Below are 19010 nucleotides of genomic sequence, written 5' to 3' on the forward strand. Positions count from 1 at the left end.
CGCCCCGACCTTGTGCGGTCTACCAGCCCCTCCAGGAAGGCAGCCGCTCCAAAAGTGCGGGGTCCCCCGCCACGACCGCCTCGTAAACTTTCCGGTAGGACTCCCCGACGGTTTGGCTGGAAAAGGCGGCGCCGATGCTGGCGGCAATAGTCTCGGCGCTAGGAGTGTTATCGGGGGTGGCAGTCAACAGTTCGGTCACCGCGTCCGCGTAGGCGGTCACGTCATGGGTGGCGATAGCCCGCCCCACAAAGTCGCGCATATACTCAGGGTGACCCCCTGCCGTGCCGACCACCACGGGACGACCGTTCAGTATCGCTTCGGCGCAAGACACAAAGAAATTATCGCCGTGAGTGGGACCAATAAACAGGTCTGCTGCCTGGAGTTCCGCCGAAACGCCCCCCTCCCCGGTATAGGGCAGAGGTCCGGTCAGCCGTAACGGCAGACCGTGATTGGTCGCATAGTCACGCGCGGCTTCCTCCAAAGGTCCCTGACCCACCCAAGTCAGTTCCGCTCGGCGTCCTCTGCGACGCAGCTCCTCCACGACTTGTAGCGCAAAAATCGGATCCTTGCGTTCCACCAGTCCCCCGACTGAAATCAGACGCCACGGCTCTGGGGCAGGTAGTTTCCGCGGAGTCAGGTCAAGCACCGGCTCTACGACGCAGGGCACTTCTACCGTGGGGCGATGCCGATATTGGCGGATAGGCTGGGACAGATAGGGGCAAACTGTCGTGACAATGTCCGGAAGTTTCTCCAGGCGAAAAATGACTTTTCGAGCCTGTCGTAGCAGCGGGGTCAGCGAGTCAGGGTTCGTCAGTCCGGACCAGTGCTCAGTGTGTACCCACGGCACCTGAGGGCGCGCCAAAGCCGTGGGCAACAGGGTGGACATTGCCATCGAGTGAATCACGTCGGCGTCCCCCACGGAACTGCGCAGGTGACGTGAGGCTGACACTGCCGAAAGCGGGTTGAGAGGCTGGAACGCGATTCGCAGCCCCGCGATGCCTTCGTATTGGAAACGTTGCGGGGAACCTCGGTGATCCGCGTCCAAATGAACGACTCGAACTTGGTTCCCAGCAGCGGCTATCGCATGTAAATCCTTCACTACAAAAGCACCACTGGAGGGACGCTTCTGATGAGGAAACCAGGTAGTTACAGCCAAAACACGCACCTGACCAGTTTACACTGACCCAGACTCACGGTGATATCTAAGTATCGAGCACCGACTGGCTTTTCCCCCTAAAATAGGGGTATGAGCAGCGCTGATTCCCCTCGAGTCCTGCACTTCAATGATTGTGCTAACGTCGGGCAGTCCCTGGTCCGCGCTGCCCGGCAGCAGGGCTGGGATTGGGATTATCTGCCGCCCGCCTTGGTGCGTCCCCTGGTCAATCCCAGATCCGGTCTGTCACGATTGGCTTGGACCCCGTATTTCTTCCGTCGCTGGTCCCACCTGCGACGAACGGATGTGGTGCACGTTCACTACGCCACTTCGGTACCGCTGATTCACCAGTCGCCCCTTCCGCAGCGTCCTTACTTTCTGCACCTGCACGGGAGTGACATTCGTCGCCGCTGGAAAGAAGCACCGTACCATGACCAGGTACAGCGTGCCATCGATGAGGCTCAGGCAGTTTTTTACACAAACCTGGACACCATCGAAGAAGCCACCACCGCGCGTGGCGACGCGGAATATATGCCGGCTTTCGTCCAGACTGAGTTCCTGCCTAAGTGGCAGCTAGGGCACAATGCCCCGAAAATTATTTTTACCTCGCGCTGGGATGACGACAAAGGCATTGCAGAACAACTGCAATTCGTGAGCGAACTGCGACGGACTTTCCCCCAGATTCCCTTGGAAGGCTTGGATTGGGGTTACGGCGCCGCAGCGGCGAAGTCTCTGGGCGTGAAGCTGCAACCAAAGATGAAACATGCGGATTACTTGCAGTGGCTTGCCGGCGGGACCCTCGCTATCGGTCAAGCCAACCGCATTCTCGCAGTCTCTGAATTTGAGGCTATGGCTATCGGTTTGCCCTTGGCGGCGCTCGGTTCCCGGATTCCCCGCCCGGATGACGGCAGCACCCCTCCCGTTATCGAAGGAGACATGGAAACCGTTATGGCAGGAATTGCTCAGGCATTGCAAGATCCTCCGGCGATGGCTGCCGCTCTGGGGGGCAAAGACTGGGTGTATAGTCACCACCAGGCTTCGCCTTATGCTGTTCGCTTGGAGAAACTCTACCGCGACGCTATCTGAGCTGACGCTGTCTGTACCAGGAACAAACAGGTTCGATTCTTTAAGCGTCGGTCGCCAGTTTAGCGCCGGCAAAAGCCGTGGTCACGTCGCTGTCCGTGCTGGCACCGCCGCCGACCCGCAGGTAACGCGCGGTGGGGAAACGCGAGGGCGTGAGGATGCCGCGGCCGTCAAAAATCACTTTCGCTCCGCGCAAGTCCGCTGCGGACAGTTCCCGATATTCAGCGTGGTCGGCCTGGAGGATGGCGGCTTCGACCGGTTCGCCCAGGTGATAAGGCTCCCAGCCAAACCCGCGCAACTCCTCGTCATTAAACATCGGGTCGTGCACCACCACGTGCGCCCCGCGCTGCGAAAGCTCCGCGACAGTGGCAAACACACCGGAAAACGCGGTTTCTTTGACGCCGCCGCGATACGCCGCTCCCAGCACCACCACGGTCGCCCCGGACAGTGTCGCGCCCTGCTCGTCAAGGGCTTGTGAGAGACGTCCCACCACGTAACCCGGCATTTCCGAGTTTGCCACCCGGGCGGAGCGCACCACGGTTGCGTCAGGGTCAGTCGAGAGATACAGGCGGGGATAGACCGGGATGCAGTGCCCACCCACAGCGATGCCGGGACGGTGAATGTGGGAATACGGCTGGGAATTACAGGCGTTGATGACTTTCATCACGTCAATCCCGGCGCTATCAGCGAAACGCGCGAACTGGTTAGCCAGCCCGATGTTCACATCCCGATAGGTTGTTTCGGCCAGTTTCGCCATTTCGGCAGCTTCAGCGCTGCCCATATCCCACACGCCGTTGGGTTGAGGCAGGTCGGGGCGCTGGTCAAAATCCAACACCGCGCGATAGAACTCGAGACCGCGCCGAGTCCCTTCCGTGCTCAGCCCGCCCACCAATTTCGGGTAGCGGCGCAGGTCAGCATACACTCTCCCGGTCAACACGCGTTCGGGAGAGAACACCATCCAAAAGTCCTGGCTCTCTCGCAGACCGGAGAGTTTTTCGAGCATCGGCTGGAAACGGCGCCGAGTCGTGCCTACCGGCAGGGTCGTTTCATAGCTGACCAGTGTGCCGGCGGTGAGGTTTTCTCCCACGGAAGTCGTGGCGGCGTCCATAATCGCGAGGTCTGGCTCCCAGGTCTGGTCATTAACGAACAGTGGCACCACGATTACGACCGCGTCCGCGCCGGGAATCGCCTCGGCATAGTCCGTGGTGGCGCGCAGCTGCCCGGTCGGAACCAGCTTTGTCAGGTATTCACCCAGGTGAGCCTCCCCCGGAAACGGCTCCACCCCACTGTTGATGGACTCAACCGTGTGCGGATTGATGTCTACCCCCACAACCTGATGACCCTTTGACGCGTATTGGGTCGCCAGCGGCAGACCAATCTTTCCCATTCCCACAACAGCGATTTTCACGGTGTTTCCTTTCCTTCGCGACACTTTCGCGATGTATTCTGGGCGTCTGGGCGTGAGCTCGGCGCCATCCGTCCCCGGTTGATTTTACGCCAGACGATTCCCCCCGGCGGGCAAGAGCACCTGCGCCGTGACCGGCAACCGAGCTGACAAACCGGTTCAGGGGCGCAAATTAGCTCTGCGCGGTGTGCTCCCGCAGGACCTTCAAGACCTCTTGCGCTGCGGCACCGGTTCCATAGGGGGTGGCGGTGGTTGGCTCCGGCAGAGGTCGAGTTACCGCCTGAACCAGGGAAGACGGCTCCGCCAGTTGATTCCAGCCCAGCTCAACCGTCTCTACCCACTCAGTTTGGGGTCGCACCGTGGTGACAGGAACCCGCAGCAAGAACGCTTCCTTTTGCAGTCCGCCGGAATCGGTGACAATGTGGCGGGCTTGCAGCGCTGCCGCTACCAGCTGCGGATATGCCAGTGGTTCGTGCAAGTGAATGGCTCCACGGGTCAGGTTCACGCCCGCCGCCTCCGCTTTGGCGCGCAAGCGCGGGTGGGCTAGCAGCACGACGGGGAACGGCAGGTCCGCGAGAGCCGCCACGACGGCCTCGAGACGGCTCGAATCGTCAGTATTTTCGGCTCGGTGTATGGTGGCAAGGGCGTATTGAGAGGGCGCCAAGCCGAGTTCGGCGGGGATAGGGTTCGTAATCTGTCCCGACTGGACCCGGTCGCGGATGGTGAACAACACGTCAGTCATCACGTCTCCCACCAGGACCGTACGATTCTGCAAACCTTCCTCTGCCAGGTGGCGCATCGCGATCTGGGTGGGTGCCAGCAGTAAATCCGCGGCGTGGTCGGTGAGCACCCGGTTGATTTCTTCGGGCATGTCCCGGTTAAAGGAACGCAGCCCGGCCTCCAGGTGTGCGACCCGCTGGTGAATCTTTACCGCCGCTAATGCCCCCGCCAGTGTCGAGTTTGTGTCCCCGTAAACCAGCACCCAATCCGGCTGAGCCTCAGCAATGACCGGTTCCAACTCGGCCAGCATTCGCCCGGTTTGCACCCCGTGACTGGCACTGCCCACGTTGAGATGTACGTCGGGACGCGGAATCTCCAGGTCTTGAAAGAACACTTCGGACAGCATCGGGTCGTAGTGCTGGCCGGTATGGACAATGAGATGTTCCACCTCTGCCTGGGCACACGCCTTCGCGATCGGTGCCAGTTTCACAAACTGGGGGCGCGCCCCCACAATCGACATGATTTTCACGTCTCTAACTTACCAATCCCGGAGCATCTGTACCTAGGCATGACCCGCTGGCACCCCACGGACCTGACGCCGGAATCTAGTGACGTATCCGCGCCAAAACCACCCGTGCCGCGTTCTGACCGGTCAAACGCAACGAACGGTGCTCCTGCACCCACTTTCGCGTCTCACCAGACCGCAACCGCCCCTCTAAAACGCTGGTAAGAGCCATTTTCAAAACGTCGGGGTCATAAGGCAGAGCCAAACCTAACTGGTTTTCGGTGATGTCCGCGGCGGCTGGACCCGCGCCGACGTAAATTACCGGAGTCCCGCAAGCCAGTCCTGCCAGCACCTTGGTCGGGTAGGCAAAATCGTAGCCCTGTCCAGGTTTAATACTGACCAGGCAAGCTCGCGCCTGACGCTGCCACGCCGCGGCCTGTTCCGCAGACACTTGATCAAACAGAATCCGACCCGGTCCTAGACGCGCGGCAATCTCGTGCATAGTAGCAAAAGAACTGCCCTGCCCCAGGAAAAGCAGGCGGGCGCGGGGAAACTTCGGGGCAATTTCTGCAAACACCTCGGCAAAAATTTCTGCCCCCTGCCATTCCGAGGCAGTGCCGGCATAAACCAGCCAATCCGTCTGTGTGACCTCATCCGCGCTCAACCCCGCCACCGGCTGCGGGTCAGGACCTAGCTCGGTGAACACCTCGGTATCAATCCCATTTTCCACCACGGCCACCCGCTGGGCTCCCAGCTCCTGACAACGCGCTGCCACCTGGTCAGACACGGCGATGACCGTGGCGGCTCCACGCAGGGCGAAACGTTCCACCACCCGCAACGCCCGCACCACCCAACCCGGAGCGCTCGTCTGCGCCGCATCTGACCAAATATCAGCCGCGTAATAGACGTAAGGACGGCGTTTCAAAGCTGCCAAAACTCGCAGCATCGCCCCCGTGGTCGGCGGCGGCTCGCTGACATAAACCCTGGGGCTAGGGGCGCAAAAGAGCCGGAAAAACGCGGGAATATCAAAACTCATATAGGGCAGGTAGCCGCGGATATACCCGGTTTCGTCGCGTTTAGCCTGGACTCGTTGGACGTGCAACAGGTCCCCCGCGCCGGTTTGCGTTTCGACTTGTGCCCGCGCATCGCGGTCAGTGCCGGGGGCAGGAATAGTGGTCAGCACGCTTACGGCGGCCCGGTGTTCCAGCAGGGCTTTCACCAGGGCTTCGAGCCGGAACGACGCCGCGGCCGGCTCCGGAGCAAAAATCCGGGACACCACGGTGACATCAGGACGTAGACGCATAGCTCTATTCTTTCCCAGTTTTGCGTTCATAAAGGGCGGATTGGTCGCATTTTTCGGTTTGTCAGGGGGCTGGTCGGGCGTGAACCTAACTTGTTTCGCTCTGCCAGCCGTGGCACAGCGAAACATTTTGCAGATTTCTGACGGTGGACAGTAGCGCCGCGACACGTTCGGCTCGCAGCTCTACAAGTCGACCGTTTGCCCCGTGTCTCGTGACTGGACCATCGCATCCAATACCCTAAGGGTCTGCAGCGCGTCCGTGAGCGGCACGATTCGGCTGGCGTCCCCGTTCAGGGCGGCGACAAAGTTTTCGTGCTCGACCCGCAACGGTTCGCGCTGATCCAAGGCATATTGGGTTACTTCCCCCACACTGACCCCGCGGACGTTCGCCACCTGATCCCATTCCACAGCCTTGGTACCATTCTCATAGAACGTCAAAGTAGAGTTCATCGTGTCCGCGACCAACGCGCCCTTTTCACCGGTCACGGTGGTCAGGCGCTCCTTGAAAGGACTGAACCAGTTAACGATGTGGTTCACCAGCACCCCGTTTTCCAGCACCCCGGTGGCGACCAGCAGGTCTTCATGTTCGCGCCCGGATTTGCGAGCTGTCCGGGCAGACACTGATTGATAGCGAGCACCTGCAATCCACGCAGTCAAATCCACGTCATGGGTAGCCAGGTCCTTAATGACCCCCACGTCTGAAATTCGGGCAGGGAACGGACCTTGGCGTCGCGTGGCAATCTGGAACACTTCCCCGAGCTCGCCAGCAGCAACCCGCTTTTGCAGCTCGATTAAAGCCGGGTTGCAGCGTTCTACGTAACCGGTGGCACCGACCAGGTTGGCTTGCTGGAAAGCGGTCACGATTTGCTCGCCTTCCTCGACCGTACGAGCCAGGGGCTTTTCGATGAGGGCCGGGACACCCGCGGCAGCCAGCTGCAGCGCCACTTCCAAGTGAAAGGCCGTGGGCACCGCGACGACCGCAGCCTCGATACCAGCCTCAATCAGGGCTGACACGTCGGGAAGAACCTCCAGTTCCCCCGCCACACCGAACTTGTCACCGGCCGGATCCGCTACGGCTACCAGGGTTTCGCCGGGGGTTTCGCGGACGTTGCGGACATGGTGGCGACCCATGCTACCAATACCGATTACTCCAACACGTATTTCTTTCATAACTTTCCTATCTGCTTTGAGTTCCGGCTAAAACGGTCCCCCAGATCGTTTCTTAACGCCTCCACACCACCACGCGGCGCCCCCATGCTAACGCACCGGCACCACGCTGGAATCTAGGCACCGGCTTTGGCTAGGGCGTTGACGGCAGTCACGATGCGTTCCAGGTCTTCTTGATCCAAGGAGGGGTGCACCGGCAGAGACACGACTTCGCGAGCGGCCGCTTCGGTCTGGGGCAGGTCCAAGCCCGGCGCGAAGTGGCACAGGGACGGTAGCCGGTGATTAGGAATCGGGTAGTACACGCCAGAACCAATCTGATATTCCTCGCGCAACGCCTGAACAAACCCATCACGGTCGGCCGTGACCCGAATCGTGTATTGGTGGAACACGTGAGAGGCTTGCGGAGCAATAGCCGGGACGGCGACTCCCCGCAGGTTTGCGCTCAGGAAAGCGGCGTTTTCCTGGCGTTTCGCGGTCCAGCCCGCGACCTTTTTCAGCTGTTCACGCCCGATTGCGGCGTGAATGTTCGTCATGCGCAGGTTAAAGCCGATGACTTCGTTCTGGTACTGCTTTTCCATGCCCTGATTGCGGTACAGGCGGCATTTGCGGGCATGTTCAGAGGTTTCGGAAGTAATCATCCCGCCCTCGCCGGAGGTCATGTTCTTGGTCGGATACAGCGAGAACGCTCCGAACGTCCCAAATGTCCCAACCTGCTGGCCGTCCCAAGTCGCCCCGTGAGCCTGGCAGGCATCCTCGAAAATCATCAGGTTGTGTTCACGCGCGATCCGTCCCAGCTCGGTCATATTCGCCGGATGTCCATAGAGGTGCACCGGCAAAATCGCCTTGGTGTTCGGCGTAATCGCCGCCTCAACCGCAGCGGGATCGAGACAGAAATGCTCCGCCTCAATGTCAGCAAACACCGGCTTTGCCCCGGTTAGCGCCACCGAATTCGCCGTGGCGGCAAACGTAAAGGAAGGCACGATGACTTCGTCGCCCGCCCCGATTCCAGCCGCCAGCAGCCCGCACAGCAGGGCGGAAGTGCCGGCGTTGACCGCCACGGTTTCCCTCCCCGCCCCCAGCTGGGCACCGAAAACATGTTCAAACTCGGCCACTACGCTGCCCTGAGCCAACATTCCGGTGCGCAGGACAGCATCCACTGCTTCGCGTTCTTCCGCCCCGATAATCGGCTTGGCTGCGGGGATGAATTCTTTACTCATTTTGTCTCCTTGCTTGTGTTTCTAAGCCGTACTTAGGCTTGGTCAAAAGTCAGTTTTCCGTCAGTTTCGGTATAGATCTGTCCGGTCACGGGGCACCGCCAGCACCCGGTTTTCCCTTCCACAGCTTCGAGGCGCACCCCGGCGCGTCCTACCCACCCAATCTGGTGGGCAGGGACGCCAACCACCAGGGCGTAATCGGGAACGTCACGGCTGACCACCGCGCCGGAACCGACTGTGGCCCACCGCCCCACGGTGACCGGGGCAATACACACCGCGCGGGCTCCGATAGCGCAACCGTGGCGCAACGTCACCCCCACAGCTTCCCAATCCGTTGCGGATTTCAAGGTACCGTCCGGGTTAATGGCCCGAGGCCACTGGTCATTGGTCAGGACTGCGGCCGGCCCGACAAACACGCCATCTTCCAACACCGCCGGTTCATAGACCAGGGCATAGTTTTGAATCTTGCAATTCGCGCCGACTTTCACGCCGGCATCAATGTAGGCTCCGCGTCCCACGATGCAGTTTTCCCCCAACACCGCGTCTTCGCGGACCTGGGCGTAATCCCAAATCGAACAGCCGGCACCAATTGCAGCCGACTGCGCAATTTGGGCGGTTTCAACGATACGACCCATAGCTACCTTTCTTGACAAATGAAACTCCTCCATCTTATCCCAACGAGGCTCTACGGAACTCAGTGAAAAAAGGCCAACCAAGACACCCGCTTCTTCGAGGACCCCATCCCGCAGATAGCTCCGAACGCAGAAAACGGGGGCTCGAGAATAGCCCCGAGCCCCCGCTGGTCAAGTCCTATTTGGAGCTGGGTGTCGGGGTAGGACCGATGGATTGCAGGGTCACAAAGACCTGGTTCAGTTGCTCCCGGGACACTGCACCGGGGCCGCCCAAGGCCGTGGCCGTGCGTGCCTGGAGACGCACAATCTCAGCGGCAATGCTCGCGTCCAAGGATTTCCCTCGGGCGTTGGGCAACAGCAGAATCGGCCCGTCTGACAGCACCCCGCCAGCTACCGCGTCGACCGGGTTCGTTCCGGATGCCAAGTAAACCTGCGCGGAGCCTTGCGGGAACTGATATTTGCTGATTTCACGGGCGGTCTGGTAACGGTCAGCCCCAAAAATCCGCTCGCTGGCGCGCCCGGCGGCAGCTTGCGACAAAACCGCGTCTGACACCGCGCCCGAACCGCCCAAAGCCACCACTTTGGCCGGATTAATCGCCGCAATCGTTTGGGCTACGACCGCGGGCAGCTTGCCGCTAGTGGGAACCAAAATGACCGGCCCAGCCGTCAGCGAACCGGCCGCCAACGCATCCACTCCCCGCGACATTTCCGCCAGGAATACGACACTAGCCGGTCGGATTTCCGCAGCGTGACGGGCAATGAGAGTGGAAGTTTCCACCCGGTCGCGGCCTCCGATTCGGTCGGTCGCCGCCCCCGCTGCCACAGTGTTCAACACCGCGTCACTGACCGCTCCGGTACCGCCCAAAGCGACCACCTTGGTAGCTTTCGCTTCCCGCACGTAGTTCGCGACCGCCGCTTGGGCATCCCGTTTATCCAGCACCAGCACAATCGGGCCATCCGTGAGCGACCCTCCGGCCAGCGCGTCAGCGGTGTTCACCCCGTTAGCCACGTAGACCGTACGCGAACCCTGCGGGAAAGCGTGCCGGGCAATTTCGATAGAGGTACCCACCCGGTCTTGCCCAGCTAGAACCGTGGGGATTCCCTTATTGACCTGATCTTGCTGCGACTGATTGAAGTTAGGGGAAACAATGGGGTTACCTGGCTCAGAAACGTATTGCGCCACCATTTGCCGCAGCGTCGGCAAGAATGCATAAAAGGCGTTGCCCGGGCAGGCGGTAGCGCCAACGTCACGGTGCCCGGAGACGACCGGAGCCATAAAATCATGTCCGTCTTTACGAATGTTGGTCTGCAGATTCAACGGGTCCAAGCCGGTGGGCCGCAGCTTGTAAGCCACGACGCGCGCAACCGTGTCTACGGCCGCGTCCGACGGCCGGAAGTCCATGTAATTACCCAGCACGGAAATCCCGAAGGTCGTGCTGTTTACGCCATAGGCGTGCCCGCCGACGATGTTGGAGGACCAGAAGTTGCCGGCGCGGCCCTGCCAGGCTCGCCCAAAGTTATCCACCAGCACGTTGTAGCCGATGTCTCCCCACTTCAAACTGATGGCGTGGTAGCGATAGATGGAACGCAGGATGGCCGGGACGTCTCCGGGGGAATAGTTGTTTCCCGTGGCGGTGTGGTGCACTACTGCTCCACGGACCGTGCCCGCCCGGAGTCTCCACCCCATCCAGGACTCGTCCGCTCCCCAGTCAGCCCGGGAATAAACCGTGGCAGGTTGTCCCGTCGCCGGGACGTTGGTCCAAGCATTTTGGGCCGGGTCGGGGGGAATAACCTGTTTACCGGCGTCACTAGTGTTGTTATCGGGCTTTTCTTTACCCCCGTCCGGGCCGGTGGCGATGCTGGGCTTCACCCCGGCGGACACAAATACTTGCGTGTCACCCGTTTCTACGGTGGCAAAAGCGTGGTCCTCGGCTTTGGTTTGGGAATCAATCACCTCTACGGTCGGCTGCAGTTTCGCTCCCTGCGGGATTACCACAGCGATTTGCGCTGCCGCTACGTTGGTCAAAATCCACGGCTCGGTAGCGTTGAGTGTGGCGTCTTTACTGGACTCAAATTCTTCACCGATGGTTTGCCACTCGCTCCAGGCTCCGCCTTGCAGGTAACGCCCCAATATCACTAGGGGCTGCGGACCGCGAGCTGACCACCGCGCCGCTATCAACGCCACGGGTGCTTGCGCTGTCACGGTGGAGACGAGCTTGTTCGTCTGGCCTAACTCAACCGCAGCTGCGGATCGTGATTCCCGAAGTATTCCTTGACTGTCGAGCAAGGCCACCTCGCCTTGCCGGGAGGCTTGAAATGCTGCCGTTTTCTGTTTCAGTTCAGCGTTGCCCAGACCGTCCAGAGCCGGCTGGCTCACAAAATCGGAACTGACGTTATCAGCAATACCACTGTCCCCCTCTGCTGCTGAAGCTACCGCCGCCGGGCTAGCCAACAGACTAAAAGCCAATAAAGTCCCCATAATGACGCGCTTACGCATAAGTTCCTCCCATCAGTGCCAGAATCTAGCATTCCTGATTTATTCATCTCTGTCCAGATGTATTTGCTCAAAACTTCAGAATTATCTTGCGTTTTGATGCGCTTTGATGCTGAATTTTCACACCAGTAACAATGGTAACACAACTGGAGCCGCCTCCCCCGGATTTCTTGCTCCAAAAATCCGCTTTCACTGATTTCGCTCTCAAATGACACAATATAAAGGTGCGTGAAAATGGGAAGGACACCAACCAAGCTGTGCCGCAGACACCGCAGCATCGAACTGCAGCTCAAGAAGTTGCTCTAGTTGTACCTATTTACAACGAAGGTCCGGTAATTGCCAAGGTGCTCAACGAGGCGAAAACCATTTTCCCTCACATTATCTGCGTAGACGATGGTTCCGTCGATGATTCCGCTGCTTTAGCTCGTGCCGCCGGCGCCACTGTCCTGACCCACGCTATCAACTTGGGACAAGGTGCCGCCCTACAGACCGGAATCACCTACTACTTGCAAGCCACCGACCTTCCCTATGTCGCGACTTTCGACGCCGACGGCCAGCACCAAGCCGATGACGTCGTTTCTATGTGGAAACGCGCCAAAACAGACGAACTCGACATCATCTTTGGTTCCCGGTTTTTGTCCGAAAGGCAAGAGATGGGCGCAGCCAAGCGTATCGTGCTGAAAACCGCCGCCTGGGCCACCGCTCGCACGACCCACATGGAGCTTACCGACGCTCACAACGGACTGCGACTGCTGTCGCGCCGGGCGGCGGGCAAGTTGAATCTAAAGCAAAACCGTATGGCCCACGCTTCGGAAATCGTGGCGCAGCTGGGCAAAAGCGGTCTGCCCTGGGCGGAAATGCCGGTCCATATCCGCTACACAGACTATTCCAAAGCCAAGGGTCAATCCCTGTGGAACTCGATAAACATCGTCATGGATTTAGTTATGGGGGTGCGTTGACGTGGACGTTTTCACAAGTGTGGCCGGGCTGGTTCCCGCTTTGGCCCCGACACTGCTGGCTTGGGCCGCGGCCGGCCAATGGGGTATCAAGATTGTCCTGTTAATTGTGGTCGCGGTGGGGCTGGTTTACGTGTCCCGCCTGCAAGGAGCCCGCGACCTGGCATTGCGGCGTATTCTGGCGCTACTGTTCGCGGTTTTGGCAGCCGTGGCAATCATCTATCCGCCGGTTATTTCCGCGGTCGCGGCGTTCCTCGGCGTGGGGCGCGGCACTGATTTGCTGCTGTATCTGCTGGTTATTGTGGTGTTGGCGACCTGGCTGGTGCAGTGGCGTTACAACATCGCGGTCCAGGCGCGCTTGACCGAACTGACCCGGGCTCTGGCCTTGGCAGAAGCGCGGCTCACCAACCCTAACGACGAGCCAAAACCCGATACCGCAGCCGCAGACCACAGCTAATCAATTTCAGCAACGGCGAGAAATACGGACGGTCTGCATAGAGCCGGTCTAAGAAAATCCGCGCTGAATCGTGGTGAGCTCGCAAGACCCGCAGATTGCGTTTCTGACCCACCCCCAGCGTCTTGTTACCGGTCGTAGCTCCCTGCTCGTGTACCGCCACAGCACTGCCCACGAATAGCGCCCCACGTCCCAGGAAACGCTGAGCCCGCCAAGCCAAGTCCATATCTTCAAAGTACATAAAATAAGCCGGGTCAAAACCGCCCAACTGCTCCCAATCCCGGCGGCGAATCAAGATGCATGCCCCGCTGACCCAGTCCACCTCAGCTGAGCCAGTCCCCCGCCAAGATGACCCCCAGTACCGACGGGTCCACGGGTTTCCCGGCCACACTCGACCCAGTAGGGCGTGGCCTATCCCTATGGAAATATAGGGAAAAGACCGGCCGGTCGGGTAACGCGTGCCGGTTTCGTCCACTAGGGCGGGACCGATGAGGGCCGCCGTGGGATGGGCTTCGGCGGCGGTAATCAGGGTGTCTAAAGCGCCGGGGGTCAGGCGCAAATCCGGGTTAGCAAACACCAGCCACGGCTCACTACCCCCAAAATCGGAACCAAAATTATTACCCGCTCCGAATCCCGGATTGCCCGGTAAAGACCGGTATTCCGCCCCGAATTCTTGGCAGGCTGCTACCACCGCGGTATCACAGTTCTCTGAGTTGTCCACCACCACAGTGTGAATTACCTGATGGGAGGCTTCGGAAAGGCTCTGTAACAGGCCGCGAATCCCCTCCCCGCAGTGGTAAGCGACCGTCACCACACGGATAGCCGGGTCGCTGTCACCAGATGCCGGGATCGGACTGGTGGGGATGGCGGACACACTCGACACGAACTTTCCCTCCCTGGCGCAAAAATCTAGCAAAATCATCGGTTCCGGCACAGCCGTGCCAGGAAATACCCGACGCTTAAGTCTACAATGGCTGGGTGTCATCAAAGCACCACCCTATTGCCTCGCACGCCGCCGCTCTGACGCGCCCGCGGCGGGGGTTGCGCATTTTGAGTCTCGTCGGAGTGTTCTTGGCGATTTTTAGCCTGAGCTTCGCAGGTCTGGTAAACGCCGACATTTCCTCGTGGACTAAGAAAGTGAACCTAAACGCTTTCCTGGACGACAATCGCAAAGAGAAAAAGCTCCCGGAAGACAGCTTCGCAAACCGTGACTTGAACGTGCTGGTCATCGGTTCGGACTACCGGACACAGAAGGAGTATGACGAGACCGGTCAACGGATTACCGGGATGCGCTCGGACACGACTATGGTGGCGCATATTAGCGCGGATCGCACCCGAGTGGAAGTCATGTCTATTCCGCGTGACCTGATGGTGAAGCGCCCGGCTTGTCTGCGCGCTGACGGGAAAACCGAACCCGCCAGTTCGGGTTACGTCCAGTTCAACTCCGTTTTTGCCCTGCTGGGGCAGGACGAGGACGTGGCCGCCGCCACGGCCTGCACCATGAAAACTGTCGAACAGCTGACCGGGATTTTCCTTGACGAATTTATGGTTGTGAACTTTGACGGCTTCCAAGATATGGTCGCGGCCCTGGGCGGAGTACCGATATGCCTGGAAGAAAAGATGAAAGACACCAAAGGCACCATTGACCTCCCCGCCGGGTGCCAAACGCTGAACCCCCAACAGGCGCTCGGTTTTGCCCGTGCTCGCTACGGGGTGGGCGACGGGTCAGACATTTCCCGGATTGGCCGCCAGCAGCAGCTAATTGGCGCCATGATGAAAGAAGCCAAGAGCCGTAATCTGTTGACCGACCTGCCGTCCCTTTACGCTTTCCTGCGAGCCGGGATGCGTTCTCTGACCACCTCCGAAACTTTCGGAAACGCCAAGAATCTGGGCGGATTGGCGCTGTCCCTTTCAAAAGTCAAGCCCAGCAACATTCGCTTTTACACTCTGCCGTTCGGGGAATACGCTTTCGACCGGGCGCGCGTGGCGGTGGCTGACAATGCCACGGATATGTTTGATGCCTTGCGGATGGACAAGCGGGTTCCCTCCATTTTCCCTTACCAGGACATGAACGGGAACCTCCACGTGCCCAGTGAGCAGGCTCCGGCGTCCTCCAACTCTCCTAATTCCGCCAGTTCCGGCGGGTCTGTCCCTTCACAAGGGAATAGCACCGGTCGTACCGGAGGGTCGCCTTCTCGGGGGACGAGTGGGACGAGCGGGGGCAATTCTGCTCACTCCGGGCAAACCGCGGGAGGCTCGGCGAACAGCAACCCTACCGGTAACAACGCGGGCAACACTGACGCCCCGGCACATAACTCAGGTACTGCGGACAATTCGAACTCGACCGGTACGGGCGAAACGGGAGGAGACTCTGCCAATAACGGCCCATCTGGGGAAACGTCCGGAGGTAGCGGCACGTGGCAGGATCCCCAGCAATGACTTTACCGCCGTCATTTTCGCCGGGCAGTTCCCAGCCCCGCCCTGCCCCGGAAGATCCCCCAAAAAATCCACAGCAGGCTAGCCAGGTGACTTACCCGGCTTTTCCAGGCAGCTCAAGCGCGGCGGGCCGACCGGATTTACGCACTGCCGTGGTGGTGGGCGGCTCTACCACGCCATCGACGCAGCGCCAGGGCTTGAGCTACGCGGACTTGGCGCTGCCAGCCGCTTATGCCCCCGGTTCGGCCGCGAGCCACCGCCCCGGCACATCCAGCACACCTAGCACACCCCCGGCGAAACCGGCCAGTCCAAGGCCCGCACCCGGCCTCGTGACCAGTCCGAAGTCACCCCCGCCCGCCGGTCGGCCCCGCTCCGGCGTCGCCACCCGCAGCTGGCCAAAACGCATCCTCATCACCATCTTGACCCTGCTCTTGGCACTGGTTTTGGCCATCGTGTTTTGGGGGCTGTTCCTGAACAATCGGGTCAATACGAATATCGGTCGCGCTGATGCCTTGAGCGGTGCGGCCGACACGCCGGGCACGACCTGGCTCATCGCCGGTTCGGACTCCCGCGAAGGCACCGCCGAGGCGAACAGCGGGGTGGAGGGCCAGCGTTCCGACACAATTCTTTTGCTGCATCAAGCCACCAACGGAACTGCCATACTGGTTTCTCTGCCGCGCGACACCTATGTCGAAATTCCAGGTCATGGCCGTAATAAGCTCAACGCTGCGTTTTCTGAGGGCGGTCCGGCGCTGCTGGTTTCCACCGTCGAAGGCTTGACCGGACTGACCATCGACCATTATGTGCAAATCGGTTTCAACGGGGTCTCCCAGGTCGTCGACGGGGTCGGCGGAATCAACCTGTGCTGGGACCAGACGTTTTCCGACCGGATGTCCGGTCTCAGTTGGCAAGCCGGCTGTCACGATGTGGACGGGCCGACCGCCCTGTTGTTTGCGCGGATGCGCTACTCCGACCCGCTGGGCGACATCGGACGCACCCAACGCCAACGCCTAGTCATCAGCTCTACTCTAAAGAAAGCGCTGAGCCCGGAAGTGCTGATTAATCCTGCCCGACAAGTGGCACTGGCCGACGCTGGCGCGGCCGCTCTGACAGTTGACCGTTCTGCCCAGACCATTGATATTGCTCGGCTGGCGCTGGCACTGCGGAAGGCCGGGGACGGCGGTCTGCAGGGAGTGCCGCCCATCGCGTCGCTCGGTTACAACCCCGGCGGTGGGGTCGGCTCGACGGTGAAACTGGACGAGAACCGCACCCCCGCTTTCTGGGAAGGGCTGCGTAATGGAACCCTCACCCCTGCCGACCTGACCCCGCAGTTCTAGGTTTTTACGCAAGTATTTCACTAAGTTCCCGCCGTTCGCAAAGACACCCGGCTGGGCGGGGTGTCGCTCGTTTGGATAGCTGCGCTGGGCGGGGCCTCGCTTATTTGGAGAGCCAGCCCGGCGGGGTGTCGCTCGTCAGCGGGGCGAGAGGAGCGAAGGCGGAGGTACTCGCAGGCGACGCTAGGGGGTGAGGAAAATGCTATGCTCTGCAAGCATTTTCCGAGGGGGGTCTGTGACCCCCCAAGTCGCGCGAGACCTCCGCGAGCGACATCTCGCCCACCCAAACCCAGGCGTGATCGACATCCCACCCGAACCACGATTCTCGTGACACCCGGCCGAACGCGAGGACGAATGGCGCAATCGCCGCACCGGGCTGCAAACCAGCGGGGTAGAATGACGTTATGAGCGAAGCTGAGAATACGCCCCTGGTGGGCTTGGTTATGGGTTCGGATTCCGATTGGGCGACGATGTCGGCCGCCGCGGAGGTGCTGCGCGACTTTGGGATTCCTTTCGAGGCTCGGGTCGTGTCCGCCCACCGGATGCCTATCGATATGCTGGAGTACGGGACTTCGGCGGAAAAGCGCGGTTTACGGGTGATTATTGCCGGCGCGGGCGGAGCGGCGCACCTGCCGGGGATGCTGGCGGCAGCTACTGTCCTACCGGTCATCGGGGTGCCGGTTCCGTTGAAGCACTTGGAAGGCATGGATTCCCTGCTGTCCATCGTGCAAATGCCCTCCGGCGTGCCGGTCGCCACCGTTTCTATCGGCAACGCCAAGAACGCCGGCTTGCTGGCCGCCCGCATCTTGGGCGCCGGTGAGGGACCAAAGGCGGAACAGATGCGCGAACAGATGTTGAAATATCAAGCCCTGCTGCGCCAAGTAGCCATCGACAAAGGCGAAGCTTTGAAAAACGTGATGGACACGGAGGAGAACTGAGTTGACCACCTATCATCCGCCCGTGGTGGCGTGTATCGGCGCTGGTCAACTGGCCCGAATGCTGGCTACCGAAGCCGGTGAACTGGGCTTTCGCTTGCGAATTTTAGCTGACTCCCCCTCGGATCCGGCCGCGTTCGTGTGCCCTGAAACCGTGGTGGGCTCTCCTGAAGACCCCGAAGCATTGCGCGAGCTGCTGGACGGGGCGGACGTGGTGACTTTTGAACACGAGTTGATTCCAGACACCGTTTTCGACACCGCCGCCGCGACCGGTGTTCCCGCCCGCCCCTCCCAATCCGCATTGCTCTATGCCAAAGACAAACTGGCGATGCGCCAACGATTGGGGGAACTGGGACTGCCCATGCCTGCTTGGGCCAATGGGGCGCACTTGGATGCGGTCAAGGACGTGGGTCGGCGTTGCGGCTGGCCGTTGGTGGCGAAAATCAGCCACGGCGGGTATGACGGCCGCGGGGTACGTCTGGTATCGAGTTTGGACGAGTTCAAGACCTGGCGTGAGGGCTTAGACGAGGGTATCGAGTGCCTGGTCGAGCAGCGCGTCCCGTTCAGCAGCGAGCTGGCTGTGATGGCGGCGCGGCGTCCCTCGGGGGAACTGCGCACCTATATCCCCATGCAAACCTGGCAGGAAGAGGGACAATGCGCGGCCGTTTTGGAGCCGGCGCCGATTCCTGAGGACATCAGGGACCAAGCCGAGGACTTGGCGCGTCAGATTGGGGTGGAACTCGACATTACCGGGGTGTATGCGGTCGAAATGTTCCTGGTAGTGACCCCTGCCGGGAACCATCGCCTCTATATCAACGAGCTGGCAATGCGCCCGCACAACTCTGGACACTGGACCCAAGACGGGTGCGTGACTTCCCAGTTCGAGCAGCATTTGCGGGCGGTATTGGACCTGCCGTTGGGTGATACGTCCCGTACTGCGCCCTACACTGCGATGGCTAATGTATTGGGCAGTAAGCTGGATGACCCCGGTGCTGCGGGAAGGCAAGTAATGGAACAGTATCCCGAAGCAAAGATTCACCTGTACCGCAAAGGCAACCGTCCCAAGCGCAAGCTCGGCCACGTCAACGTCTGCGGCACGGACCCCGATCTGGAGCTTTCTTCCGCCCGCGCGGCCGCCGACCTGCTGATGGGCAAGTAAGCGTCTCCCCGACCTTGTGACCCCAAAGAATTGTGGCGACCCGGAATACCGAGCCGCCACAAT

At 60.4% G+C, this 19010-nt stretch carries 16 protein-coding genes; 7 read left to right on the plus strand and 9 right to left on the minus strand.

The window, feature by feature from the left end; all coding sequences use genetic code 11:
* Positions 1–19: 19 nt before the first annotated feature.
* Positions 20–1156, minus strand: coding sequence for a glycosyltransferase family 4 protein (locus tag RDL66_RS02495; protein ID WP_308535014.1), 1137 nt, complete (start codon positions 1154–1156; stop codon positions 20–22).
* Positions 1157–1246: 90 nt separating this feature from the next.
* Between RDL66_RS02495 and RDL66_RS02500 the strand changes: the two genes are divergently transcribed.
* Positions 1247–2239: a glycosyltransferase gene (locus RDL66_RS02500; protein ID WP_308534960.1), complete on the plus strand. Its 993-nt coding sequence runs from the start codon at positions 1247–1249 to the stop codon at positions 2237–2239.
* Positions 2240–2279: 40 nt separating this feature from the next.
* On the opposite strand, the gene RDL66_RS02505 is transcribed toward RDL66_RS02500, so the two are convergent.
* From RDL66_RS02505 to RDL66_RS02535, 7 genes are all read right to left on the minus strand, one after another.
* Positions 2280–3644 carry a nucleotide sugar dehydrogenase gene (locus tag RDL66_RS02505; RefSeq protein WP_308534961.1) on the minus strand — a complete coding sequence of 455 codons (1365 nt, stop codon included), beginning with the start codon at positions 3642–3644 and terminating at the stop codon, positions 2280–2282.
* 169 nt (positions 3645–3813) lie between these two features.
* A complete protein-coding gene (wecB, locus tag RDL66_RS02510; protein ID WP_308534962.1) occupies positions 3814–4890 on the minus strand; it encodes a non-hydrolyzing UDP-N-acetylglucosamine 2-epimerase in 1077 nt (358 codons plus the stop codon).
* A 76-nt stretch (positions 4891–4966) separates the two neighbouring features.
* Positions 4967–6199: a glycosyltransferase gene (locus tag RDL66_RS02515; RefSeq protein ID WP_374042898.1), complete on the minus strand. Its 1233-nt coding sequence runs from the start codon at positions 6197–6199 to the stop codon at positions 4967–4969.
* A gap of 150 nt (positions 6200–6349) precedes the next feature.
* On the minus strand, positions 6350–7336 hold the full coding sequence (locus RDL66_RS02520) for a Gfo/Idh/MocA family oxidoreductase (protein WP_308534965.1): 987 nt from the start codon (positions 7334–7336) through the stop codon (positions 6350–6352).
* 113 nt (positions 7337–7449) lie between these two features.
* Entirely contained in the window at positions 7450–8550 is a 1101-nt protein-coding gene (locus RDL66_RS02525; RefSeq protein WP_308534966.1) for a DegT/DnrJ/EryC1/StrS family aminotransferase, read from the minus strand.
* A 32-nt stretch (positions 8551–8582) separates the two neighbouring features.
* The gene (locus tag RDL66_RS02530) at positions 8583–9215 is read right to left on the minus strand and encodes an acyltransferase (RefSeq protein WP_308534967.1); all 633 of its coding nucleotides are present in this window, start codon (positions 9213–9215) and stop codon (positions 8583–8585) included.
* A gap of 142 nt (positions 9216–9357) precedes the next feature.
* On the minus strand, positions 9358–11676 hold the full coding sequence (locus RDL66_RS02535) for a cell wall-binding repeat-containing protein (protein ID WP_308534968.1): 2319 nt from the start codon (positions 11674–11676) through the stop codon (positions 9358–9360).
* A gap of 221 nt (positions 11677–11897) precedes the next feature.
* Here RDL66_RS02535 and RDL66_RS02540 point away from each other — a divergent pair, with 221 nt between their 5' ends.
* Both RDL66_RS02540 and RDL66_RS02545 read left to right on the plus strand, forming a co-directional pair.
* On the plus strand, positions 11898–12632 hold the full coding sequence (locus RDL66_RS02540; RefSeq protein ID WP_308534969.1) for a glycosyltransferase family 2 protein: 735 nt from the start codon (positions 11898–11900) through the stop codon (positions 12630–12632).
* A 1-nt stretch (position 12633) separates the two neighbouring features.
* The gene (locus tag RDL66_RS02545; protein ID WP_308534970.1) at positions 12634–13086 is read left to right on the plus strand and encodes a DUF2304 domain-containing protein; all 453 of its coding nucleotides are present in this window, start codon (positions 12634–12636) and stop codon (positions 13084–13086) included.
* On the opposite strand, the gene RDL66_RS02550 is transcribed toward RDL66_RS02545, so the two are convergent.
* Positions 13040–13966 (minus strand): glycosyltransferase family 2 protein, encoded by a 927-nt coding sequence (locus RDL66_RS02550; RefSeq protein WP_299296290.1) that lies wholly within the window; start codon positions 13964–13966, stop codon positions 13040–13042. The two genes, RDL66_RS02545 and RDL66_RS02550, sit on opposite strands and share 47 nt — an antisense overlap.
* 95 nt (positions 13967–14061) lie before the next feature.
* On the opposite strand from RDL66_RS02550, the gene RDL66_RS02555 reads away from it, so the two are divergent.
* The 4 genes from RDL66_RS02555 to RDL66_RS02570 all read left to right on the plus strand — a co-directional run bounded on the left by RDL66_RS02555 (position 14062) and on the right by RDL66_RS02570 (position 18947).
* Entirely contained in the window at positions 14062–15522 is a 1461-nt protein-coding gene (locus RDL66_RS02555; protein ID WP_308534971.1) for an LCP family protein, read from the plus strand.
* Positions 15519–16856 (plus strand): LCP family protein, encoded by a 1338-nt coding sequence (locus RDL66_RS02560; protein ID WP_308534972.1) that lies wholly within the window; start codon positions 15519–15521, stop codon positions 16854–16856. The genes RDL66_RS02555 and RDL66_RS02560 overlap by 4 nt, the downstream gene beginning before the upstream one ends.
* Positions 16857–17257: 401 nt before the next feature.
* Complete coding sequence (purE, locus tag RDL66_RS02565) at positions 17258–17791, plus strand: 5-(carboxyamino)imidazole ribonucleotide mutase (RefSeq protein WP_299296295.1); 534 nt, start codon at positions 17258–17260, stop codon at positions 17789–17791.
* 1 nt (position 17792) lies between these two features.
* On the plus strand, positions 17793–18947 hold the full coding sequence (locus RDL66_RS02570; RefSeq protein WP_308534973.1) for a 5-(carboxyamino)imidazole ribonucleotide synthase: 1155 nt from the start codon (positions 17793–17795) through the stop codon (positions 18945–18947).
* Positions 18948–19010: the final 63 nt, after the last annotated feature.

It is taken from the genome of uncultured Mobiluncus sp., assembly GCF_902488535.1.
Classification (GTDB): Bacteria; Actinomycetota; Actinomycetes; order Actinomycetales; family Actinomycetaceae; genus Mobiluncus.

Coding starts and splice junctions, on each gene's coding strand:
- RDL66_RS02500 (WP_308534960.1), top strand. CDS start 1,247: ATGAGCAGCGCTGATTCCCCTCGAGTCCTGCACTTCAATGATTGTGCT.
- RDL66_RS02515 (WP_374042898.1), bottom strand. CDS start 6,199: ATGAACGCAAAACTGGGAAAGAATAGAGCTATGCGTCTACGTCCTGAT.
- RDL66_RS02520 (WP_308534965.1), bottom strand. CDS start 7,336: ATGAAAGAAATACGTGTTGGAGTAATCGGTATTGGTAGCATGGGTCGC.
- RDL66_RS02525 (WP_308534966.1), bottom strand. CDS start 8,550: ATGAGTAAAGAATTCATCCCCGCAGCCAAGCCGATTATCGGGGCGGAA.
- RDL66_RS02530 (WP_308534967.1), bottom strand. CDS start 9,215: ATGGAGGAGTTTCATTTGTCAAGAAAGGTAGCTATGGGTCGTATCGTT.
- RDL66_RS02535 (WP_308534968.1), bottom strand. CDS start 11,676: ATGCGTAAGCGCGTCATTATGGGGACTTTATTGGCTTTTAGTCTGTTG.
- RDL66_RS02560 (WP_308534972.1), top strand. CDS start 15,519: ATGACTTTACCGCCGTCATTTTCGCCGGGCAGTTCCCAGCCCCGCCCT.
- purE (WP_299296295.1), top strand. CDS start 17,258: ATGAGCGAAGCTGAGAATACGCCCCTGGTGGGCTTGGTTATGGGTTCG.